23 protein-coding genes are annotated in these 21,680 nt (G+C 61.4%); 15 read left to right on the forward strand and 8 right to left on the reverse strand.

Features of this window, described 5'->3' with window-relative positions; genetic code table 11:
- Nucleotides 1–216 precede the first annotated feature (216 nt).
- The 11 genes from tssA (at nucleotide 217) to V7773_RS27240 (ending at nucleotide 13,183) form a co-directional block, all read left to right on the forward strand.
- On the forward strand, nucleotides 217–1,260 hold the full coding sequence (tssA, locus tag V7773_RS27190) for a type VI secretion system protein TssA (RefSeq protein ID WP_336076183.1): 1,044 nt from the start codon (nucleotides 217–219) through the stop codon (nucleotides 1,258–1,260).
- An 81-nt stretch (nucleotides 1,261–1,341) separates the two neighbouring features.
- Entirely contained in the window at nucleotides 1,342–1,848 is a 507-nt protein-coding gene (gene tssB, locus V7773_RS27195; RefSeq protein WP_003177230.1) for a type VI secretion system contractile sheath small subunit, read from the forward strand.
- A gap of 2 nt (nucleotides 1,849–1,850) precedes the next feature.
- Nucleotides 1,851–3,347, forward strand: a complete 1,497-nt coding sequence (gene tssC / locus V7773_RS27200) for a type VI secretion system contractile sheath large subunit (RefSeq protein ID WP_063323773.1) — start codon at nucleotides 1,851–1,853, stop codon at nucleotides 3,345–3,347.
- A gap of 219 nt (nucleotides 3,348–3,566) precedes the next feature.
- Nucleotides 3,567–4,055 (forward strand): Hcp family type VI secretion system effector, encoded by a 489-nt coding sequence (locus V7773_RS27205; protein ID WP_003206927.1) that lies wholly within the window; start codon nucleotides 3,567–3,569, stop codon nucleotides 4,053–4,055.
- 81 nt (nucleotides 4,056–4,136) lie between these two features.
- Nucleotides 4,137–4,586 carry a type VI secretion system amidase effector protein Tae4 gene (locus V7773_RS27210; RefSeq protein WP_003177227.1) on the forward strand — a complete coding sequence of 150 codons (450 nt, stop codon included), beginning with the start codon at nucleotides 4,137–4,139 and terminating at the stop codon, nucleotides 4,584–4,586.
- Nucleotides 4,586–5,023 (forward strand): hypothetical protein, encoded by a 438-nt coding sequence (locus V7773_RS27215; protein ID WP_072407500.1) that lies wholly within the window; start codon nucleotides 4,586–4,588, stop codon nucleotides 5,021–5,023. Before V7773_RS27210 ends, V7773_RS27215 begins: the two co-directional genes overlap by 1 nt.
- Nucleotides 5,017–5,529, forward strand: a complete 513-nt coding sequence (gene tssE, locus V7773_RS27220; RefSeq protein WP_058542707.1) for a type VI secretion system baseplate subunit TssE — start codon at nucleotides 5,017–5,019, stop codon at nucleotides 5,527–5,529. Before V7773_RS27215 ends, tssE begins: the two co-directional genes overlap by 7 nt.
- Nucleotides 5,526–7,385, forward strand: a complete 1,860-nt coding sequence (tssF, locus tag V7773_RS27225; protein ID WP_003206936.1) for a type VI secretion system baseplate subunit TssF — start codon at nucleotides 5,526–5,528, stop codon at nucleotides 7,383–7,385. The genes tssE and tssF overlap by 4 nt, the downstream gene beginning before the upstream one ends.
- Complete coding sequence (gene tssG / locus V7773_RS27230; RefSeq protein ID WP_336076184.1) at nucleotides 7,349–8,401, forward strand: type VI secretion system baseplate subunit TssG; 1,053 nt, start codon at nucleotides 7,349–7,351, stop codon at nucleotides 8,399–8,401. Before tssF ends, tssG begins: the two co-directional genes overlap by 37 nt.
- Nucleotides 8,394–11,084: a type VI secretion system ATPase TssH gene (tssH, locus tag V7773_RS27235; protein WP_092148352.1), complete on the forward strand. Its 2,691-nt coding sequence runs from the start codon at nucleotides 8,394–8,396 to the stop codon at nucleotides 11,082–11,084. The genes tssG and tssH overlap by 8 nt, the downstream gene beginning before the upstream one ends.
- Before the next feature lie 158 nt (nucleotides 11,085–11,242).
- Nucleotides 11,243–13,183 carry a type VI secretion system Vgr family protein gene (locus tag V7773_RS27240; protein WP_336076185.1) on the forward strand — a complete coding sequence of 647 codons (1,941 nt, stop codon included), beginning with the start codon at nucleotides 11,243–11,245 and terminating at the stop codon, nucleotides 13,181–13,183.
- A 171-nt stretch (nucleotides 13,184–13,354) separates the two neighbouring features.
- Here V7773_RS27240 and V7773_RS27245 read toward each other — a convergent pair whose 3' ends face one another.
- The 8 genes from V7773_RS27245 to V7773_RS27280 form a co-directional block, all read right to left on the reverse strand.
- A complete protein-coding gene (locus V7773_RS27245; protein WP_336076186.1) occupies nucleotides 13,355–13,687 on the reverse strand; it encodes a hypothetical protein in 333 nt (110 codons plus the stop codon).
- Nucleotides 13,688–14,221 carry a hypothetical protein gene (locus V7773_RS27250; protein WP_063323765.1) on the reverse strand — a complete coding sequence of 178 codons (534 nt, stop codon included), beginning with the start codon at nucleotides 14,219–14,221 and terminating at the stop codon, nucleotides 13,688–13,690.
- Complete coding sequence (locus tag V7773_RS27255; RefSeq protein WP_092221228.1) at nucleotides 14,218–15,513, reverse strand: PAAR domain-containing protein; 1,296 nt, start codon at nucleotides 15,511–15,513, stop codon at nucleotides 14,218–14,220. The genes V7773_RS27250 and V7773_RS27255 overlap by 4 nt, the downstream gene beginning before the upstream one ends.
- 137 nt (nucleotides 15,514–15,650) lie before the next feature.
- Complete coding sequence (locus tag V7773_RS27260) at nucleotides 15,651–16,073, reverse strand: GTP pyrophosphokinase (RefSeq protein ID WP_336076187.1); 423 nt, start codon at nucleotides 16,071–16,073, stop codon at nucleotides 15,651–15,653.
- Complete coding sequence (locus V7773_RS27265) at nucleotides 16,070–16,300, reverse strand: hypothetical protein (RefSeq protein ID WP_336076188.1); 231 nt, start codon at nucleotides 16,298–16,300, stop codon at nucleotides 16,070–16,072. Before V7773_RS27265 ends, V7773_RS27260 begins: the two co-directional genes overlap by 4 nt.
- 22 nt (nucleotides 16,301–16,322) lie before the next feature.
- Nucleotides 16,323–16,586, reverse strand: a complete 264-nt coding sequence (locus V7773_RS27270) for a hypothetical protein (protein WP_336076189.1) — start codon at nucleotides 16,584–16,586, stop codon at nucleotides 16,323–16,325.
- A gap of 19 nt (nucleotides 16,587–16,605) precedes the next feature.
- Complete coding sequence (locus V7773_RS27275; RefSeq protein WP_063323760.1) at nucleotides 16,606–17,871, reverse strand: PAAR domain-containing protein; 1,266 nt, start codon at nucleotides 17,869–17,871, stop codon at nucleotides 16,606–16,608.
- A 54-nt stretch (nucleotides 17,872–17,925) separates the two neighbouring features.
- Entirely contained in the window at nucleotides 17,926–18,360 is a 435-nt protein-coding gene (locus tag V7773_RS27280) for a DcrB-related protein (RefSeq protein WP_063323759.1), read from the reverse strand.
- Between the two features lie 248 nt (nucleotides 18,361–18,608).
- Here V7773_RS27280 and V7773_RS27285 point away from each other — a divergent pair, with 248 nt between their 5' ends.
- The 4 genes from V7773_RS27285 to V7773_RS27300 all read left to right on the forward strand — a co-directional run.
- Nucleotides 18,609–20,540: a type VI secretion system Vgr family protein gene (locus V7773_RS27285; RefSeq protein ID WP_336076190.1), complete on the forward strand. Its 1,932-nt coding sequence runs from the start codon at nucleotides 18,609–18,611 to the stop codon at nucleotides 20,538–20,540.
- Nucleotides 20,541–20,558: 18 nt separating this feature from the next.
- Nucleotides 20,559–20,993, forward strand: coding sequence for a DcrB-related protein (locus tag V7773_RS27290; RefSeq protein WP_336076191.1), 435 nt, complete (start codon nucleotides 20,559–20,561; stop codon nucleotides 20,991–20,993).
- A 63-nt stretch (nucleotides 20,994–21,056) separates the two neighbouring features.
- Nucleotides 21,057–21,407: a hypothetical protein gene (locus tag V7773_RS27295; protein WP_256572063.1), complete on the forward strand. Its 351-nt coding sequence runs from the start codon at nucleotides 21,057–21,059 to the stop codon at nucleotides 21,405–21,407.
- An 84-nt stretch (nucleotides 21,408–21,491) separates the two neighbouring features.
- A partial coding sequence (locus tag V7773_RS27300; RefSeq protein ID WP_336076192.1) for a hypothetical protein occupies nucleotides 21,492–21,680 on the forward strand: 189 nt, incomplete at its 3' end.

The following is a 21,680-nucleotide window of genomic DNA, read 5'->3' on the forward strand; positions in this document are numbered from 1 at the left end:
CAACTGTTACAGAGGGGCTACACTGGTGAAATAGCTTACCTTGACAAGCGATAAGTACTACACCAAAAATGCACAACTTCTTGAATATAGATGATGGCACTTTAAAATCACTTAGGATTTAAAAGGCCATTACCGTCAAGGAACATGCGAGTTTCATCCGAAACTTGCGTGTGAACTGCCCGACTTCTTCAGCGGGTGATAGGGAGATCGATCCAAGTGGATGTGCCTTTGTTGCTCGCCGCCGTTTCCGCGACTTCGCCGTGCGGTGAAGATCTGGAATATGACGCGGATTTCTTGCGCCTGGAACGCGACTCTCGGGGCCAGCCCGAGCGCAGCATGGGCGATTCGATCTTGCCTGCCGAGCCTCCTGAGTGGCGCAGCATCCAGCAGCAGAGCCTGGACTTGCTGCAACGCAGCAAAGACCTGCGCATCACCCATTTCCTGTTGCAAAGCTCCCTGGCCCTCGAAGGCCTGCCGGGCATGGCCCGTGTGCTGACGCTGATCAGCGAACTGCTCAAGCAATACTGGCCCGAGTTGCATCCGCGCCTGGACGCCGATGACGACAACGACCCCACTGTGCGCATCAATGCCCTCGCCGGCCTGACGTCCGACGTCACCATTCGCTTGCTGCGCGAAAGCATCCTGGTCCGCTCGCGGACCTTCGGCGCCGTCAGCCTGCGCGCCGCCGCCAACGCCAGCGGCCTGCAAAGTTTCCCGGATGAGAACCTCGGTGCCGAACAGCTCGCCGGGGCCTTGCTCGACAGCGACCCCGAACAGTTGGAAATCATCCGTGCCGCCCTGCAGGAAGCCCGCAGCGCCGCCGAAACCATCGAACAGCAGGTCAGCGACCAGGTCGGTTCCGCCCAAGGTGTGGACCTCGGCCCGTTGAAGCAACCGTTGAAGATGGCCCTGCAGATTCTCGGCCAGTTCGCCCCGCAGAGTGGCGACAGCGCCCAGGCCGATTCCGTCAGCGACAACAGCCCAGCGCCCAGTGAGCATGCAAATGTCACAGGCTCACCGCGCAACACCAATAACAGCACCAGCACCGTCAGCGGCGACATCAACAACCGCGACGACGTGCTGCGCAGCCTGGACCGGATTCTCGCTTACTACACCCGTCATGAGCCCTCCAGCCCGCTGCCGGTGCTGTTGAACCGGGCCAAGAATCTGGTGCACGCCGACTTCGCGGCCATCGTGCGCAACCTGATTCCCGACGGCATGAGTCAATTTGAAAACCTGCGCGGCCCAGACAGCGAATAAAAAGCGAGCGGATCACGCAGTCACGTCACCGGCACCCCCGATGACGCCAACACCGTCGCTCAAGCGACCAGGAGCAGCAACGTGGCGAAGCAAAGTTCTCAGAAATTCATCGCGCGCAACCGCGCGCCTCGAGTGCAGATCGAGTACGACGTCGAGCTCTACGGCGCCGAAAAAAAGGTCCAGTTGCCCTTCGTCATGGGGGTAATGGCCGACCTCGCCGGCAAGCCCGCCGAACCTCTGGCCCCAGTGGCCGATCGCAAGTTCCTCGAGATCGACGTCGACAATTTCGACTCGCGCCTCAAGGCCATGCAACCGCGCGTGGCGTTTCATGTGCCTAACGAACTGACCGGCGAAGGCAACCTGAGCCTGGACCTGACCTTCGAAAGCATGGACGACTTCAGCCCGGCGGCCGTGGCCCGCAAGGTCGATTCGCTGAACAAATTGCTCGAAGCGCGTACCCAGTTGGCCAACCTGCTGACCTACATGGACGGCAAGACCGGCGCCGAAGAAATCATCATGAAGGCGATCAAGGACCCAGCGCTGTTGCAGGCCCTGGCGAGCGCGCCGAAGCCAGCACAGGACCAATGATCATGACTGACAATACAGCCCGCGAAGGCGTGCAGAACCTGGGCGCAACCGAAGAAACCAGCGAGTTCGCGTCCCTGCTGCTGCAAGAATTCAAACCCAAGACCGAGCGCGCCCGCGAAGCCGTCGAGACCGCCGTGCGTACCCTGGCCGAACAGGCCCTGGCGCAGACTGACCTGGTGTCCAACGACGCCATCAAGTCGATCGAATCGATCATCGCCGCCATCGACGCCAAGCTCACCGCCCAGGTCAACCAGGTCATCCACCACCCCGACTTCCAGCAACTGGAAAGCGCCTGGCGTGGCCTGCATTACCTGGTCAACAACACCGAGACCGATGAGCAGCTCAAGATCCGCGTGCTCAACATCTCCAAGACCGACCTGCACAAGACCCTGAAGAAATTCAAGGGCACCGCGTGGGACCAGAGCCCGATCTTCAAGAAGATGTACGAAGAAGAATACGGCCAGTTCGGCGGCGAGCCTTACGGCTGCCTGGTCGGCGACTACTACTTCGACCAGTCGCCACCGGATGTCGAGCTGCTGGGCGAACTGTCGAAAGTCTGCGCGGCCATGCACTCCCCGTTCATCGCGGCGGCATCGCCGACCGTGATGGGCATGGGCTCGTGGCAGGAACTGTCGAACCCACGCGACCTGACCAAGATCTTCACCACCCCGGAATACGCCGGCTGGCGCTCGCTGCGTGAATCGGAAGACTCGCGCTACATCGGCCTGACCATGCCACGCTTCCTGGCGCGCCTGCCGTACGGCGCCAAGACCGACCCGGTGGAAGCCTTCGCCTTCGAAGAAAACACCGACGGTGCCGACAGTTCCAAGTACACCTGGGCCAACGCCGCTTATGCGATGGCGGTGAACATCAACCGTTCGTTCAAACACTTCGGCTGGTGCTCGCGCATCCGTGGCGTGGAGTCCGGCGGTGAAGTGGAAAACCTGCCAGCCCACACGTTCCCGACCGACGACGGTGGCGTGGACATGAAGTGCCCGACCGAAATCGCCATCTCGGACCGCCGTGAAGCGGAGCTGGCGAAGAACGGTTTCATGCCGCTGCTGCACAAGAAAAACACCGACTTCGCCGCGTTCATCGGCGCCCAGTCGTTGCAGAAACCGGCCGAATACGACGACCCGGACGCCACCGCCAACGCCAACCTGGCGGCGCGCCTGCCGTACCTGTTCGCCACTTGCCGTTTCGCCCACTACCTCAAGTGCATCGTGCGCGACAAGATCGGTTCCTTCAAAGAGAAGGACGAGATGCAGCGCTGGTTGCAGGACTGGATCCTCAACTACGTCGACGGAGACCCGGCGCACTCCACCGAGACCACCAAGGCCCAGCACCCGTTGGCTGCCGCCGAAGTGATCGTCGAAGAAGTCGAAGGCAACCCGGGGTACTACAACTCCAAGTTCTACCTGCGTCCGCACTACCAGCTCGAAGGGCTGACCGTGTCGCTGCGCCTGGTATCGAAACTGCCGTCGGCCAAGGGCGCATAAACAACCGTTGAAATGGGCTTTCCTGTGGAGGCCCTTTGTGGCGAGGGAGCTTGCTCCCGCTGGGTCGCGTAGCGGCCCCTTCTTGTGGGCGCTACGCACCCAAGCGGGAGCAAGCTCCCTCGCCACAGGGTGTTCCACAAGGATCTTCATTGAGTTCACAGATTTCGCAAGGTCAGCGTCAACCAAACAATGTGGTTAGAAACCACACAGGGAGAAAACATGGCTGTTGATATTTTCATCAAGATCGGCGACATCAAGGGCGAGTCCATGGACAAGGCCCACAAGGACGAGATCGACGTCCTGAACTGGAGCTGGGGCATGTCCCAGTCCGGCAACATGCACGTGGGCAGCGGCGGTGGTGCGGGCAAGGTCAACGTCCAGGACCTGTCCCTGACCAAGTACGTCGACAAGGCGTCGCCGAACCTGATGATGCACTGCGCCAGCGGCAAGCACATCGACAAGGTCAAGCTGACCGTGCGCAAGGCCGGCGGTGAAAGCCAGGTCGAGTACATGATCATCAACCTGGAAGAAGTGCTGGTTACGTCCCTGAGCACCGGCGGCTCGGGCGGCGATGATCGCCTGACCGAAAACGTCACCCTGAACTTCGCCAAGGTGCTGGTGGACTACCAGCCACAGAAAGCCGACGGCACCAAGGAAGGCGGCCCGGTCAAGTTCGGCTGGAACATCCGTCAGAACGTCAAGGTGTAATCGAACACGCCCCCGGTGCCACGCGCCGGGGGTGTTTGGTGCTTGCTCGAATCCAATCCTTTCCCACGTGGTATCTGAGTCATGGCCAAGCCTTCGTTTATCAATTTGTGGAACAGCTACCCGCCCTACCCGTCCGCCAATCCGGCCTGCGATGGTCCTTACATCAACCAGTGTGCCATCCGGATGAGCATCGCCTTGTGCGGGGAAAAGACCCTGCCGGTCAATTCATCGACTTATACGCTGGATCCTCGGTGCGCCCATGGGCATGCCCGCGGCGCGGAGTCATTGGCAAATTGGTTATGGAAGAAGAACCGCCTCGGTCCGCCGAAAATCTATACCAACAGCGTGACAGACCGCACGGCGCTGCTGGGCAAGACCGGAATCATTTTTTTCAAAGACTGCTACCAGCAAAGTAGCGACACTGCCGGCCGCCCTACCGGGGACCATATCGACCTGTGGAATCGCGGTTTGACCAAAAGCGGCGACCTATTCTCGCGTTCAAAAGCCATTTGGTTCTGGGAGCTTGTGTGATGCGCAGTCCCTTGTTCTTTTCAGCGCTGACCGCAAGCCTCGTCAGCCTGAGTGCATGCGCCGGACAGGACACAGCCGCCACGGCGGCGCCGACCCAGGCAATGTTCGTCGGGCAGCCGGTGAGCCTGACCAACGATCAAGGTCGCTGCACGCTTGTCAAACCTGACCAGAGCCGGCTGCCGCTCGATATGGAATGGCCTTGCCAGTTCAGCTTGGGTCCGGACAAGCAATTGCGAGTGGAGATCTTCAACCAGGTTCCGATCTTCGCCGTTGAACGCAGCGAACACATGCCCGCGCCCAGCCGCGACTGCCTGACCAAACTCCAGGCGGTGCGCCAGATAAAGGGAACAATGGAAGTCGCGGACGTCAGTCAGTTCGCCGCCTGCGGGCCTAGCCACTGGGACCAGAAAATGTACGTAGCGCCATTCACGTGGTAACCGAAATCGCCACCCGCGATCGCCTCCAACCCTCCCTATTGGACCGGTTGACCGACGACGATCCAACCAATCCCAAGGAAAGCGCCGACAAACGCGTGCTGTCCCTGACCCAATTGAAAGCGTCGGTGCTGCGTGACCTGGCGTGGCTGCTCAACACCACCTCATTGCTCGACGCCGATGCCACGCTGCACACCCCGGCGGGCACCTCGGTGGTGAATTTCGGCCTGCCGGCGCTGGCCGGCAACAGCGCGTCGAACGTCGATGTCTCGGCCCTGGAAACCTTGATCCACCAGGCCATTGCCACCTTCGAACCGCGCATCCTGCGCCACACCCTGCGCGTGCGCGCCCGGGCGACGGCGGAGATGAACCACAACGCCTTGAGTTTCGAAATCGAAGGCGATCTCTGGGCCCAGCCGGTGCCACTGCGCCTGATGCTGCAAACCGACCTGGACCTGGAAACCGGTCATGTGCGGGTGGTCAACGCCGACCAGCGGAGACGCTCATGAACCCACGCCTGCTGGAGCTGTACAACCAGGAACTGCACCACGTGCGCGAAAGCGCCGCGGAGTTCGCCAAGGAATACCCGAAGATCGCCAGTCGGCTGACCTTGTCCGGCATGGACTGCGCCGACCCCTATGTCGAGCGCCTGCTGGAAGGCTTCGCCTACCTGACGGCGCGGGTGCAGCTCAAGCTCGACGCCGAGTACCCGACCTTCACCCACAACCTGCTGGAAATCGCCTACCCGCATTACCTGGCGCCGACACCGTCGATGACCGTGGTGCAATTGCAGGCCGACCCGGACGAAGGCTCGCTGAGCAGTGGCTTCCCGCTGCCGCGCGATACCGTCCTGCGTGCCGCCCTGGGGCGTGAAACCCAGACCTGCTGCGAGTACCGCACCGCCCACGCGGTGACGTTGTGGCCGTTGCAGGTCAGCCAGGCCGAGTACTTCGGCAACCCCTCCGCCGTGCTCGGACGCCTGGCCGCCAGCGAGCCGAAAGCCAAGGCCGGCCTGCGCCTCACACTGCGCACCGGCGCCGAACTGCCGTTCAACAGCCTGGCCCTGGACAACCTGCCGCTGTACTTGAGCGGTGCCGACGAACAGCCTTTCCGCCTCTACGAACAACTGCTGGGCAATGCCTGCGCGGTGTTCGCCCGCAAGCCCGGCGGCGACTGGGTGGAACGCCTGCCGCAGGATGCATTGCGCTCGCGCGGCTTCGACGATGCCGACGCCGCGCTGCCGGTGGTGCCGCGAGCCTTCCAGGGCTATCGCCTGTTGCAGGAATACTTCGCCCTGCCCCACCGTTTCCTGTTTGTCGACTTCACCCAGTTGAGCCGCGCGGTCAAGCGTTGCGACGGCCAGGAACTGGAGCTGATCGTGCTGTTCGACCGGCACGATCCGAGCCTGGAAGGCAGCGTCGGCGCTTCGCAGTTCCTGCCGTTCTGCACCCCGGCCATCAACCTGTTCCCCAAGCGCCTGGATCGTATTCACTTGTCGGATCGGGTCAACGAACACCACGTGATCGCCGACCGTACCCGGCCGATGGATTTCGAAGTGCACTCGCTCAACGGCCTCACCGGCCACGGCACCGGGCCGGAGCAGCCGTTCCTGCCGTTCTACGCCGTGCGCGATCCGTCCCGTTATGGCCGCGACCAGGCCTATTACACGGTGCGGCGCGAACCCCGTGTGCTGTCCAGCGACCAGCGGCGCAACGGCCCACGCTCGACCTACATCGGCAGCGAAACCTTCGTCAGCCTGGTGGACAGCCAGCAAGCGCCTTATCGCCACGACCTGCGCCAACTGGGCGTGACCGCGCTGTGCACCAACCGCGACCTGCCGCTGTTCATGAGCGTGGGCAACGGCAAGACCGACTTCACCCTGGCCGACAGTGCGCCGGTTGGCGCCGTGCGTTGCGTGGCAGGTCCCAGTCGCCCACGGGCCAGCCATGCCCACGATGCCAAGGCCTGGCGCCTGATCAGCCAGCTCTCGCTGAATTACCTGTCCCTCAGCGAACAAGGCCAAGGCGCCGCTGCCCTGCGCGAACTGCTGCGCCTGTACGGCGACAGCAACGATGCGGCGCTGCAATTGCAGATCGAAGGCCTGCGCGAAGTCAGCAGCAAAGCCTGCACCCGGCGCTTGCCGATGCCCGGCCCGATCGTGTTTGGTCGGGGCCTGGAGATCACCCTGGAATTCGATGAAAACGCGTTTCGCGGCACCGGAGTGTTCCTGCTCGGCGCCGTGTTCGAGCGCTTCCTGGCACGCTACGTGTCGATCAACAGTTTTACCGAGACGGTGATCCGTACCACCGAACGCGGCGAGATCATGCGATGGAAAGCCAAGCCCGGACGTCGTCCGACCCTGTGAGTACCCTGGAGGCGATGCACCAGGAGCCCTGGGAATACGACTTCTTCCAGGCGCTACGGCGCATCGAGTGCGAATCCCCCGAGCTGCCGCGCCTGGGCCATTCTCTGCGCCTGGCCGATGACCCGCTGCGCCTCGGCCAGCAGGCCGACTGCACCTTCGCCCCGGCCACCTTGGCCTCGGTGCAACCGGGCGGCGACGGTACGCCGGCGCGCCTGGAGCAGTTCTTCTTCGGCCTCGGCGGGCCCAACGGCCCGATGCCGCTGCACATCACCGAATACGTGCGCGAACGCCAGCGCAACAACGCCGACAGCACCAGCAAGCGCTTCCTCGATGTGTTCCACCATCGCCTGCTCAGCCTGTTTTATCGGGCCTGGGCCGAAGCGCGGCCGACCGTCAGCCACGACCGCCCGGACGACGACTACTGGTCGGCGCGCCTGGCCGCCCTCAGCGGTCGGGGCATGCCGAGCCTGCTCAAACAAGGGCTGATCCCCGACACGGCGAAGCTGCACTACAGCGGCCACCTGTCGGCGCAAACCCGCTACCCGGACGGCTTGAAGGCAATCCTCAGCGAGTACTTCGGCCTGCCGGTGGAGATCGAAGAATACGTCGGCCAATGGCTGGAATTGCCCGAACGCAGCCGCGTCGGGGTCAGCGCTCATCAATTGGGCCTGGACTTCTGCCTGGGCCGCTTCGTGTGGGATCGCCAACACAAATTCCGCATTCGCCTGGGGCCACTCAAGCTCGTTGACTACATGGGCATGCTGCCCGGCAGCCAACCGTTCAACGAGCTGGTGGCCTGGGTCGCCGAATACCTGGGGCATGAATTGGACTGGGACCTGAACCTGGTCCTGGCACAACCCGAAGTCCCGGCACTGCAACTCAATGGTCGCTTCCGCCTGGGCTTCAATACCTGGCTGGGTCGCCCCGAAACCGATGCCAACGATCTAATACTGGCCCGGCATTACGCCGAACAGGCCAACACCTCACAGACCTCAAGGAGCCATGAGCATGGGTGAAATCAGTCGCGCCGCGTTGTTCGGCAAACTCAACAGCGTGGCCTACAAAGCCATCGAAGCCGCCACCGTGTTCTGCAAGTTGCGCGGTAACCCTTATGTGGAATTGGCCCACTGGTTTCACCAGTTGTTGCAACTGCAGGACTCGGACCTGCACCGCATCATCCGCCAGTTCAACATCGAGCCGGCGCGCCTGGCCCGTGACCTCACCGAAGCCCTCGACCGTCTGCCACGGGGTTCGACGTCGATCACCGACCTGTCGTCCCACGTCGAAGAGGCTGTGGAGCGCGGCTGGGTCTACGGCAGCCTGATGTTCGGCGAAAGCCAGGTGCGCACCGGTTACCTGGTGCTGGGCATCCTCAAGACGCCGAGCCTGCGCCACGCGTTGCTGGGGCTGTCGTCGGAGTTCGACAAGGTCAAGGTCGAAGCCCTGAGCGAGCGCTTTGATGAATACGTCGGCGACTCGCCGGAAAACGCCCTGACCGCCAGCGACGGTTTCAATGCCGGTGCCGTGCCGGGCGAAGCCAGCGGCGCCATGGCCCCCAGCGCCATGGGCAAACAGGAAGCCCTCAAGCGCTTCACCGTCGACCTTACCGAGCAGGCCCGCAGCGGCAAGCTCGACCCGATCGTCGGCCGTGACGAAGAGATCCGCCAACTGGTGGACATCCTCATGCGCCGCCGACAGAACAACCCGATCCTCACCGGTGAAGCCGGTGTGGGCAAGACCGCCGTGGTCGAAGGCTTTGCCCTGCGCATCGTCGCCGGCGACGTGCCGCCAGCCCTCAAGGACGTGGAACTGCGCAGCCTCGACGTCGGCCTGTTGCAGGCCGGCGCGAGCATGAAAGGCGAGTTCGAACAGCGCCTGCGCCAGGTCATCGAAGACGTCCAGGCCTCGCCCAAGCCGATCATCCTGTTCATCGACGAAGCCCACACCCTGGTGGGTGCCGGTGGCGCCGCCGGCACGGGCGACGCGGCTAACCTGCTCAAGCCGGCGTTGGCCCGTGGCACCTTGCGTACCGTGGCGGCCACCACCTGGGCCGAGTACAAGAAGCACATCGAGAAAGACCCGGCCCTGACCCGCCGTTTCCAAGTGGTGCAAGTGGCCGAGCCGTCGGAAGACAAAGCCCTGCTGATGATGCGCGGCGTGGCTTCGACCATGGAAAAACACCACCAGGTGCAGATCCTCGACGAAGCCCTGGAAGCCTCGGTCAAGCTGTCTCACCGCTACATTCCCGCGCGCCAGCTGCCGGACAAATCCGTGAGCCTGCTGGACACCGCTTGCGCCCGCGTCGCCATCAGCCTGCACGCCGTGCCGGCCGAAGTGGACGACAGCCGTCGGCGCATCGAAGCGCTGGAAACCGAGCTGCAAATCATCGCCCGTGAACACGCCATCGGCGTGGTCATCGGCACTCGCCAGACCCAGACCGAAAGCCTGCTGAGCGCCGAGCGCGAACGCCTGGCCGAGCTGGAAAGCCGCTGGGCCGAAGAGAAAACCCTGGTGGACGAGCTGCTCGCCACCCGCGCCACCTTGCGCGAACGCGTCGGCGTGGTGGACAGCGAAGACGCCAGCGAAGCTGCCGACAACGAAAGCCACGCCCTGCGCGAGAAACTGGTGGACCTGCAACAGCGCCTGACCGCCCTGCAAGGCGAAACCCCGCTGATCCTGCCGACCGTGGATTACCAGGCCGTGGCCTCGGTGGTCGCCGACTGGACCGGTATCCCGGTGGGCCGCATGGCCCGCAACGAACTGGAAACCGTGCTCAACCTCGACCAGCACCTGAAGAAACGCATCATCGGCCAGGACCATGCCCTGCAGATGATCGCCAAGCGCATCCAGACCTCCCGCGCCGGCCTCGACAACCCGAGCAAGCCGATTGGCGTGTTCATGCTCGCCGGCACCTCCGGCGTGGGCAAGACCGAAACCGCCCTGGCCCTGGCCGAAGCCATGTATGGCGGCGAGCAGAACGTCATCACCATCAACATGAGCGAGTTCCAGGAAGCCCACACCGTGTCCACCCTCAAGGGTGCGCCACCGGGTTACATCGGCTACGGCGAAGGCGGCGTGTTGACCGAAGCCGTGCGGCGCAAACCGTACAGCGTGGTGCTGCTGGACGAGGTGGAAAAAGCCCACCCCGACGTGCATGAAATCTTCTTCCAGGTGTTCGACAAAGGCGTGATGGAGGACGGCGAAGGCCGGGTGATCGACTTCAAGAACACCTTGATCCTGCTGACCACCAACGCCGGCACCGAGCTGATTGCCGACGTCTGCAAAGACCCGCAGAACGTGCCGGAGCCGGAAGAAATCGCCAAGGCCCTGCGCCAACCGCTGCTGGAGATTTTCCCGCCAGCCTTGCTGGGCCGCCTGGTGACGATCCCGTACTACCCGCTCAGCGACGAAATGCTCAAGGCCATCACCCGCCTGCAACTCAACCGCATCAAGAAGCGCGTGGAGAGCACCCACAAAGTCGCCTTCGACTACGACGACGCGGTGATCGATTTGATCGTCTCGCGCTGCACCGAAACCGAAAGCGGCGGACGCATGATCGACACCATCCTGACCAACAGCCTGCTGCCGGACATGAGCCGCGAGTTCCTGACCCGCATGCTCGAAGGCAAGGCCTTGGCCGGCGTGCGGATCAGCGCGGTGGATAACGAATTGCAGTACGACTTCAGCGACGCGGCCTGACGGTAAGGAACACTGCAAAACCCTGTGGGAGCGAGCTTGCTCGCGATAGCGCAGTCACATTCAACATCCATGTTGACTGACATACCGCCATCGCGAGCAAGCTCGCTCCCACAGTTGTTCCAATCAGCGCCGCAGCCATTATCACAATGAGATAACCGATGTTATTCAACCAAGCCTCACGCCTGGCCAAGGTCACCAGCCCCCTCGGACCTGAGGTGCTGTTGCTCAAGGACATGGGCGGCGGTGAAGAATTAGGGCGGCTGTTCAACTACGAGTTGCAGCTGCACTCGCTGGACAACGCCATCGACTTGAATCAGCTGCTCGGCAAGCCCATGTGCGTGAGCCTGCAACTGGACGGCGGTGGCGAGCGCTACTTCCATGGCATCGTCGCCCGTTGCAGCCAGAACGTCGACCAAGGCCAGTTCGCCAGTTATCAGGCGACGTTGCGGCCGTGGTTGTGGCTGCTGACCCGCACCTCCGATTGCCGGATTTTCCAGAACCTGACCATCCCGCAGATCATCAAGCAGGTGTTCCGTGATTTGGGCTTTTCCGATTTCGAAGACGCCTTGAGCCAGACGTATCGCGAGTGGGAATACTGCGTGCAGTATCGCGAGACCAGTTTCGACTTTGTCAGCCGGCTGATGGAGCAAGAAGGGATCTACTACTTCTTCCGCCACGAGCAGGGCCGGCATGTGCTGGTGCTGGCCGACGCCTACGGCGCCCACACCAAGGCGCCCGGCTACGGCTCGGTGCCCTACTACCCAAAGAACGAGCAGCAGCGCGAGCGGGATCATATTCACGACTGGCACCTGGCCCAGGAAGTCCAGCCGGGCTCGCTGGAACTCAACGACTACGATTTCCAGCGCCCGAGTGCGCACATCGACGTGCGTGCGGCCATGCCTCGCCCCCACGCGGCCGGCGACTATCCGCTCTACGACTACCCCGGCACCTATGTGCAGAGCCAGGACGGCGAGCACTACGCCCGTACCCGCATCGAAGCCTTGCAGACCCAGCACGAACAGGTCGAGTTATCGGGTAACGCTCGTGGCCTGGGCTCGGGGCATCTGTTCAGCCTCACCGGCTTCAGCCGCCAGGACCAGAACCGCGAATACCTGATCGTCGGTGCCCGCTATTACATTTCCCAGGAAAGCGGCGAGACCGGCGGCGGCGCGCCGTCGGCCCAGTTCGAAAGCAGCCTGACCTGCATCGACGCCCAGCAAAGTTACCGTCCGCTACCGATCACCCATCGACCCATCGTCAAGGGCCCGCAGACCGCGTTGGTCGTGGGCCCCAAGGGCGAGGAAATCTGGACCGATCAGTTTGGCCGGGTGAAGGTGCATTTCTACTGGGACCGGCACGACCAGTCCAACGAAAACAGCTCATGCTGGATTCGTGTGTCGCAGGCCTGGGCCGGCAAGAATTGGGGCTCGGTGCAGATCCCGCGCATCGGCCAGGAAGTGATCGTCAGCTTCCTCGAAGGCGACCCGGACCGGCCGATCGTCACCGGTCGCGTGTATAACGCCGAACAGACGGTGCCCTATGCGTTGCCTGCCAATGCCACTCAGAGCGGCACCAAAAGCCGTTCGAGCAAAGGCGGCACGCCAGCGAATTTCAACGAAATCCGCATGGAAGACAAGAAAGGCGCCGAGCAGCTGTACATCCATGCCGAGCGCAACCAGGACATCGTGGTCGAGGTGGATGAAAGCCATTCGGTGGGCCACGACCGCAACAAAAGCATCGGCCACAACGAAACCGTACGGATTGGCCAAGACCGACTGCGGGCAGTACAGCGCAACGACGCATTGCTTGTCGGTGGAGCCAAGAGCGACAGCATCAGCACCCAATACCTCGTGGAGGCGGGTTCGCAGATTCGATTGGTGTGCGGCAAAAGCGTGCTGGAGTTCAATGCCAGTGGCGAGATCAATATCTCGGGCACTGCGTTCAATATCTACGCCAGTGGCAATGGCAACATCGACACCGGCGGCCGCTTGGACCTCAACTCCGGTGGAGCAAGCGAAGTGGATGCCAAGGGCAAGGGCATCAAGGGTGTGATCGACGCGGCGGTGAAAGCTTTTTTCCCGGCAAAGGCCAAGCACTGAGGTTCATGGCCGGAATAACCGTGGCGAGGGAGCTTGCTCCCGCTGGGCTGCGTAGCCGCCCCTTTTTGTGAGCGCTTCGCACTCAAGCGGGAGCAAGCTCCCTCGCCACGGGTTCATCGTTACCACCCACGCAGAACCTGTGTGCCCGGTGGACCCAGGCATCTTGAAATTTCACTCGTTCGTAAGCCGGTATTGACCGGGCTGCGTCCACGCGACGCGCAAGTACTTGCCGCTCAGCAATTGCTCGTCACGAAGATATTCAAAAACTTCGGAGGGGCACCATTCCTTGCCCGCCGAAAAGGCCACGCCCAATGAACGGAGTGCATCGAATACCTTTGCCTTCTGCGTGTTGTCCGCGACCTGCAAAACGTAGATATCTTTCTCTGGCGCATTCGAAAACCCGATAACGCGCAGGGGTGAGTCCAGCGCTTTATCGATGATTCGAACATGGATCAAATCACCGTCCGCTGTTGCCACATAGGCCCTCAGCACATCATTAACCACTCAGAGATTAGCCGGTACGAAGTCAGGGCCGCCCAGCTTATCCCGAACGACAAGGGCGGTCCGCATCAACGGCCCCCACAGACCGTTCTGGCTGTTCCAGCTGCCACCCGCCCACCGCGTGTCCTGGACAAGCTCAGCCTTGTTGAGCTCAAGCTGCCGCTGGAGGGCCAGCGCCACGGCGCCCATATCAACCTCGAACAAGTCGGCATAAAGCCCCTCGGGTTGTGCCTGTTTTTTGCTCAGGCAAAACCGGTAGTACCAGACCCACGACGCCGCAACATAAATTGCCCGATTACGATCAGGGTAGGTCGCGAGAATCTTGAGCAAAGCCGTCACCCAGCGCACAGGGAACTGGGGATCGCGAGTCTGTTGCCAATAACGCAGCACCAGCAAATCGAAAGCCGCAACGATGTTCTGCGGTTCCTCATAATCATTCTTGGCTTCTTGAAAGTAGAACGGCTCGCCTACGAGGAATTTATCCAGCTCATCATTGGCCAGGGCCAGCAGCAATACATTATCTAGGTTGGCACTCATTGGATTCTCACTACATCCGGGTTCGCGAGCAGGAAATTGATGTCGTTATTGTGTGGGATGGCCACCTTATCCAATACCGCTTCACGCATACCGCCGGGATGGGTCAGGCCGCCAGGGCGCCATAACGGGTTCGCTCCGCGCTCGTTACCGGAGGGCATGACAACCTTGGGATTGTCCAGGTTCATCATGTAAATCTCCTTGCCGGTGAAGCTGCCCGGTTCATAACCCAAAGCGGTCTCCAGAATCGAAAGATCACCGGTTTTCTTAAACTCGGCGACCACACCGTGCAGGTCTGACTTGGCCATGACGTACTTAGTGTCGCTAAAGGTGCCATACATGGGGTTGGCAATGTCATCGGGGGTAAACAGAAACGCACCGCCTTCATCCTGAAAGACTTTGAGGTGCTTGTCGATATAGGAGGCCTCAAGGTAATCGGCAGGGTTGGGCCGGCTTGACTTGGGTATCGCAGCGATATCCTCTGACGTGTAGCCCGGTTTGAAGCTCACCGAGCGCGGCTTGGGCGCCGTACCGATTTTTGCCATTTTCGGGCCCAGGCCCAGAAGCGCCATTCCCGCGACGCCCTGCAGCAGATCCCGGTAACCCGGCCCCAAGCGATCCCCCAGATCCCCCAGCAACGCCATGCCAGCCATCATCGTGCCGCCGATCACCACGAAACCGACCAGAGCGGCCACGCCAGCCATGGCCGCGAGAATCGCTGCGCCCCCCATGGCCAACATTCCCAACGCTTCCAGCCCGGTATGCATCCAGCCTTCAAGATCCAGGACAAACGCCACCGACACCGTCGGCCCACCGATGAACGTATTCGGGCTGCCGGTCTTGATGTGCGCGCCACACACCATTTTGCTGTGCAAGCGTGCGGCGGGTTTGCCGTTGATGAACACCGTGGCGCTGCCTTCGGCGATCAGCACCGGGAAGGGCCAGATCGGATGGTTCATCGGCAGCCCGGTGCAGGAAGATGAAGTGTCTTCACCCGCCCGCATGGCATTGCGACTGTTGATGTAGACGTTGAAGCTGCCCATTATCAACGCCCCCGTGGTGGGCTCGGGCAGGTTGAAGATGGTCGACAGGCCTTTGACGATCTGGAACATCGACAAGCCGCCGGCCGCGATCGAGCCGGCCATGATCGCCAGGGCCACGCCGCCCGTGGCAACCGTCGCGGCAACGACCGCGGCGCCGATCAAGGCACCGGCCACGGCACCGGCAACCATCGCGGCCAACCCGAAGCCATGGGCTATTTCATCACCCAGACGTGCTGCAGCCTGTGCATCCATTGCGAAAATCCAACTTACTGGTTGTATGACTGCACAGGAGAGTTATCGATGACCAGAGATCGCTGGGCACGGTCAGAGCGAACGCAGCGCCGGTCTTGCCGCGTTGTCCTTCAACGAGCAGACGGCGGCGACATGATTCATTGCTCTTGCAGGTAACGCAATGCCCGATGATATTTCGCGGCGCGTTCCAGGTCCTTGTCTCGCACGACGGGCAACCGAGTGAGGTCAAGATTGTCGTGGATGTCCGCTATTTTCACTTTGGTCGCCAGTGGATTGGGACGAATCCGGGCGACGAATTGTTCATAGGACTCGCCCTTGCGCTTGGTCAAGCAGTCGATAGCCGTCACCACAACCTCGGGAATGCCAAGCCCGCGCAGCTCATCCAGCGTGACATCGCCGTCTTCGACCACATCGTGCAACAGGCTGACCAGTTGCTCTTCAAGCCCGTCGAACTTCATCATCAGGCGCAACGGGTGGAGGATGTAGGGCTTGCCGGCCTTATCCACCTGGCCCGCGTGGACCCTTGAAGCCAGGGCGATTGCAGCGTCCAGAATGCTCATTGGCGATCAAAGCCCTTCGCGTATTGTTCTTTGGAAATCTCGCGACCATACAAGACGGCGTCGTTGTACAGCCTGTTGTCCGCGGGAACCGATTGTTCGCTTTCGGCAGCACCGTAAACCTTCCTGAATACGGTCCCGGTGCGAGGGTCCCAACGGAAAGTGACCGCTTCGTAGGCGTAGTCCAGGAACACATCCCGACTGGCGAAGGCACTCAATTCAATTCCCACCGTTCCCCCTGCCCTTCGACGATCAGATGGCGGTGCCGCGGTTCGTTCCCGGTTGGACAATCAATAGCGCGTCCAGCTCACGCTTCCTGCAACGCGCCACAAAAGGCAGCGCCGCATCCGGGTCACGCCTGAACAGTTCGAAGGTCGCCTGATTGATTTCATAATATTCCTCGTAGTCGGCCATGCCGTTGCTGACCGGTATGGAGACATAGAATCGACCCGAATCCTGTTCGATACCCACGCAGAACATGTGTTCGCGACTGACCAGAACATCTTGAAATTTCATGATTTGCCTACCTCTACCGTCATAATGGCGTCCAACTGAAGTCTTTGGGCAAGATGCCCCCGGCATCGATGACCGCCTCGCTGGCACCGGTCGGCAGCTTGCCGCCAGGGATCCAGAATTCGTTGGCGCCGGCCTCGTTACCTGAAGGAATCCGCAGGTTCATGTCTTTAGGCGCGGGGATATCGACCCGCACCAGGGTACTACTTTCCAGGGTATTTTCTGGCAGCCCAAGGGCCTTCTCCAATGCGCGCTTGTCGCCCTTGGCATTGGCAATCAATTGATCGGCTTCAGCCTTGGGCATCAGGAACGTCGTACCGTCGCGCTGGGCGATGCCGTACTTGTCCAGGTTGGCCTTGGTGGTGAAGCGCGAGGCACCGTTCTCGAACTGGGCCAAGTGTTCTTTCACATACTGCGGTGACAGGTACGTGTCGGCATCGGGCCGCGACCCTTTCGGCATGGCCAGGATATCGGCCTCGGTCACGCCAGGCTTGTACTTGGGCGGCGGCAGTTCGGCAGGCTTGGCCGCCTTCGCCATTTTCGGGCTCAGCCCCAGCATGGCCATGCCGGCGACCCCTTGCAGCAGGTCCCGATAGCCAGGCCCCAGGCGGTCACCTAAATCACCGAGAAGCTCCATACCCCCTACGATCAGCCCGCCCACCACCACGAACTCGACGAGCACGGCGATACCCGCCATGGCGGCCATGACCAGCGCAGCACCTGCCGCCAACAACCCCAACACTTCCAGCCCAGTGTGCATCCACCCTTCAAGATCCAGGACAAACGCCACCGACACCGTCGGCCCACCGATGAACGTATTCGGGCTGCCGCTCTTGATGTGGGCACCGCAGACCATTTTGCTGTGCAAGCGCGCCGCCGGTTTGCCGTTGATGAACACCGTGGCGCTGCCTTCGGCGATCAGCACCGGGAAGGGCCAGATCGGATGGTTCATCGGCAGACCGGTGCAGGAAGATGAAGTGTCTTCACCCGCCCGCATGGCATTGCGGCTGTTGATGTAGACGTTGAAGCTGCCCATTATCAACGCCCCCGTGGTGGGCTCGGGCAGGTTGAAGATTGTGGAGAGGCCCTTGACGATCTGGAACATCGACAAGCCGCCAGCCGCAATCGAGCCGGCCATGATCGCCAGGGCCACGCCGCCCGTGGCAACCGTCGCGGCAACGACCGCAGCGCCGATCAAGGCACCGGCCACGGCTCCGGCGACCATCGCGGCCAACCCGAACCCGTGGGCTATTTCGTCACCCAGACGTGCTGCAGCCTGTGCATCCATTGCGCGCATCTACCTGACTGATGTGTATGACTGCTCAGTGGGACGTATGGATGCTCAGATGATCGGAGGCTGTGGCTTGAACGAATGCATCGCCACCTTCCAGGCCGGCTCGTGATAGGCGAAATCGTTCGGTGTGGTGGTCAAAGTGGTGATCACCACGGATGGTTTACGCTCGATGAACACCTGGCGCAGCATCAGGTCGCGCCCCTCGCGTTGCCAGGTGTAGTCCAGCAATGTAGCGGTGTGCCCATGCAGTACGGTGTCCCAGCGCTGAACCAGCTTGAAGCCCGGCAGTTGCTGCTCCGCGCTTTTGAGTTGGCGGTCCACGTACTCGGCAAAAGGAGCATCGCCCTGAGTGGTATCGCGGCTGATGACAAAACTGGCTTCTTTAGCAGGACCGACTGCCGGCAGCTTGAAAATATTGATGCTCTGGTCCTGCCAGGTATCGGGGATTTCGAGATCGGCTTCTTGAATGCGGTAAGAGGTCACAGTAATCGCTTTCCATGGACGTGAGGTGACGCGCGAAGGAGCAGATATTCAAGTAATGCCTGGTAACAATCAAGAACCGGGTTCCTCTGCCTCAAGCAACGAACTACATTATGCGATCAGCGTCACTACTCTGGCGATTTCATGCCTGTGCACGAGCTATCAAAGGGCGCGATCGCTTGATCTTCAACGTCAAAAGCCGGCAATCTTGCGCAGCGTCAAATGGACTGCGGCAGCGATAAGGACAACCGATGCTATTCAACCAAGCCTCACGCCTGGCCAAGGTCACCAGCCCCCTCGGACCTGAGATGCTGTTGCTCAAAGATATGGGCGGTGGCGAAGAATTGGGGCGGCTGTTCAACTACGAGTTGCAGCTGCACTCGCTGGACAACGCCATCGACTTGAATCAACTGCTCGGCAAGCCCATGTGCGTGAGCCTGCAGCTCGATGGCGGTGGTGAGCGCTATTTCCATGGCATCGTCGCCCGTTGCAGCCAGAACGTCGACCAGGGCCAGTTCGCCAGTTACCAAGCCACGCTTCGGCCGTGGTTGTGGCTGTTGACCCGCACCTCCGATTGCCGGATTTTCCAGAACCTGACCATCCCGCAGATCATCAAGCAAGTGTTCCGCGACCTGGGCTTTTCCGATTTCGAAGACGCCCTGAGCCGACCTTATCGCGAGTGGGAATACTGCGTGCAGTATCGCGAGACCAGTTTCGACTTTGTCAGCCGCTTGATGGAGCAGGAAGGCATCTACTACTTCTTCCGCCATGAACAGGGCCGCCATGTGCTGGTGCTGGCTGATGCCTACGGCGCCCACACCAAGGCACCCGGCTACAGCTCGGTGCCCTACTACCCCAAGAACGAACAACAGCGCGAGCGCGACCACATCCACGACTGGCACCTGGCCCAGGAAGTCCAGCCCGGTTCGCTTGAGCTCAACGATTACGACTTCCAACGCCCCAGCGCACGTATCGACGTGCGCTCGGCCATGCCGCGCCCACACACGGCTGGCGACTATCCGCTGTACGACTACCCCGGCACTTACGTGCAAAGCACCGATGGCGAACACTACGCCCGCACCCGCATCGAAGCCTTGCAGAGCCTGCACGAACAGGTGGAACTGGCCGGCAACGCCCGGGGCCTGGGCTCGGGGCATCTGTTCAGCCTCACCGGCTTCAGCCGCCAGGACCAGAACCGCGAATACCTGATCGTCGGCGCCCGCTACTACCTTTCCCAGGAAAGTGGTGAGACCGGCGGCGGCGCGCCGACCGCGCAGTTCGAAAGCAGCTTGACCTGCATCGACGCCCAGCAGAGTTATCGCCCACTGGCGACTACCCACCGCCCCATCGTCAAGGGCCCGCAAACCGCGTTGGTCGTGGGCCCCAAGGGTGAGGAAATCTGGACCGATCAGTTTGGCCGGGTGAAGGTGCATTTCTACTGGGACCGGCACGACCAATCCAACGAAAACAGCTCATGCTGGATTCGGGTGTCGCAATCCTGGGCCGGCAAAAACTGGGGCTCGATGCAGATCCCGCGCATCGGGCAGGAAGTGATCGTCAGCTTTCTCGAGGGCGACCCGGACCGGCCGATCATCACCGGTCGCGTTTACAACGCGGAACAGACCGTGCCCTACGACCTGCCTGAAAACGCGACCCAGAGCGGCATGAAAAGCCGTTCGAGCAAGGGTGGCACGCCAGCGAATTTCAACGAAATCCGCATGGAAGACAAGAAAGGCGCCGAGCAGCTGTACATCCATGCCGAGCGCAACCAGGACATCGTGGTCGAGGTGGACGAAAGCCACTCGGTGGGCCATGACCGCAACAAGAGCATCGGCCACAACGAAACAGTGACCATCGGCAACAACCGCCTGCGCATCGTCAAGCAGGAGGACATCCTCTCCGTTGGCCAGCGCAAGACCGACAGCATCAGCCAGAGCTACGTCATCGAAGTGGGCGAGAACCTGCGCCTGGTGTGCGGTGAAAGCATCCTGGAGCTCAACGCCAGCGGCCAGATCAACCTGAGCGGCGTGCAGATCAGCTTCTACGCCAGCGGCGATGCCGAGTTCAACACTGGCGGCGTGCTGCACCTGAACAACGGCGGCGGCCCCGGTGCCACGCCGGACGGCCAGGGCGTCAAGGGCAGCATCGACGCCAACATCAGCGCCGCGTTCCCCAAGGGCTAACTTCGAGATTTTTGCGCCATGACTTATCGCCTCAATGAATTCCAGCTCCAGCTGCCGCCAAGCGAGTTGCTGGACGCGACGATCAACATCCTCAAGTTCCCCGAACTGGGCACCTCCTTGATCGTCAGCCGCAGCCTGCTGGCCGACGGCGAGACCCTGCAAAGCAACCTCGACGACCAGCTCAAGCGCCTGGAAAAACAGGTCCAGCAACTGCGCTGCCAACCGGGCGCCACCGTGCGCGTGGGCGCCAACCAGGAAGTCGAAGCCGTTGAATTGCGCAGCCAGTTCAACAAGGGCAACGAAAAGGTCTTCCAATATCAGCTCGCACTGGTACTACCCGGCACTCGCAAGATGCTTGCCTTGAGCTACGTGAAAGCCGAGAAGCTGGGTGATGCCGAGGCGGCGCATTGGGCGACGATCAAGGGGTCGCTGGTGTTCGACACCCAACCCTGACCCTTGTGGGAGCGAGCTTGCTCGCGATAGCGGTGGGTCAGCTCGCATGGATGCCGGACAACGATGATGCAGCCCCGGCTGCTGTCGACGTACAACCCTACCGGCAACACACTGATTCCTTTGGCAGGTTTCAACATGGGACTGGAAGACGAATACGTGGGCGATGACGGTTGGCGAAGTTTTGTACGCTTGTATGAAGAGGATTATCTCGATGACAACGCGCGTACGTTGGCCAAGGCCATGGATGAGCACCTTGATTTGGCCGTCGTGCTTTATGGTAAAAGAGGGCTCGAAGAAGGGTTGTGGTGGATGGAGCAAAAAGTGCCCGCGCTAGGTGATCTACGCCCCACCGATTGTCTCAAGAAACCAAAGCTGATCAAGCGCCTGAAAATGGCATTAATGGGCATGCCGTAACCCACAAGGACACCGGCGCAATGGAAGGCACCAAATTGCTTGAACCCACGATCATCCGCCACCCTACCCGCCTGAGCAACGTGCATGTCTGACGCGCTCTGGGCGGCCCGCCTGGGCGATGCACTCAACCATACCTCGATGATGGCCGACATCCTTGGCGGCGTATTGGAGGTGGCGGCCAACATCGCGATCACCGCCCTGGCGACCGCCGCCGTGGTCGCGGCCACGGGCATCACCGTCGCCACCGGCGGCCTGGGTTGCTTCGTCCTGGGT

It is taken from the genome of Pseudomonas sp. 3JA (assembly GCF_036961705.1).
GTDB lineage: Bacteria > Pseudomonadota > Gammaproteobacteria > Pseudomonadales > Pseudomonadaceae > Aquipseudomonas > Aquipseudomonas fluorescens_Q.

Bases quoted from the DNA above. Each gene is read 5' to 3' on its own strand.
- tssC (WP_063323773.1), top strand. From the start codon at position 1,851: ATGACTGACAATACAGCCCGCGAAGGCGTGCAGAACCTGGGCGCAACC.
- V7773_RS27205 (WP_003206927.1), top strand. From the start codon at position 3,567: ATGGCTGTTGATATTTTCATCAAGATCGGCGACATCAAGGGCGAGTCC.
- V7773_RS27210 (WP_003177227.1), top strand. From the start codon at position 4,137: ATGGCCAAGCCTTCGTTTATCAATTTGTGGAACAGCTACCCGCCCTAC.
- V7773_RS27215 (WP_072407500.1), top strand. From the start codon at position 4,586: ATGCGCAGTCCCTTGTTCTTTTCAGCGCTGACCGCAAGCCTCGTCAGC.
- tssF (WP_003206936.1), top strand. From the start codon at position 5,526: ATGAACCCACGCCTGCTGGAGCTGTACAACCAGGAACTGCACCACGTG.
- tssG (WP_336076184.1), top strand. From the start codon at position 7,349: ATGGAAAGCCAAGCCCGGACGTCGTCCGACCCTGTGAGTACCCTGGAG.
- tssH (WP_092148352.1), top strand. From the start codon at position 8,394: ATGGGTGAAATCAGTCGCGCCGCGTTGTTCGGCAAACTCAACAGCGTG.
- V7773_RS27240 (WP_336076185.1), top strand. From the start codon at position 11,243: ATGTTATTCAACCAAGCCTCACGCCTGGCCAAGGTCACCAGCCCCCTC.
- V7773_RS27250 (WP_063323765.1), bottom strand. From the start codon at position 14,221: ATGAGTGCCAACCTAGATAATGTATTGCTGCTGGCCCTGGCCAATGAT.
- V7773_RS27255 (WP_092221228.1), bottom strand. From the start codon at position 15,513: ATGGATGCACAGGCTGCAGCACGTCTGGGTGATGAAATAGCCCATGGC.
- V7773_RS27260 (WP_336076187.1), bottom strand. From the start codon at position 16,073: ATGAGCATTCTGGACGCTGCAATCGCCCTGGCTTCAAGGGTCCACGCG.
- V7773_RS27270 (WP_336076189.1), bottom strand. From the start codon at position 16,586: ATGAAATTTCAAGATGTTCTGGTCAGTCGCGAACACATGTTCTGCGTG.
- V7773_RS27275 (WP_063323760.1), bottom strand. From the start codon at position 17,871: ATGGATGCACAGGCTGCAGCACGTCTGGGTGACGAAATAGCCCACGGG.
- V7773_RS27285 (WP_336076190.1), top strand. From the start codon at position 18,609: ATGCTATTCAACCAAGCCTCACGCCTGGCCAAGGTCACCAGCCCCCTC.
- V7773_RS27290 (WP_336076191.1), top strand. From the start codon at position 20,559: ATGACTTATCGCCTCAATGAATTCCAGCTCCAGCTGCCGCCAAGCGAG.
- V7773_RS27295 (WP_256572063.1), top strand. From the start codon at position 21,057: ATGATGCAGCCCCGGCTGCTGTCGACGTACAACCCTACCGGCAACACA.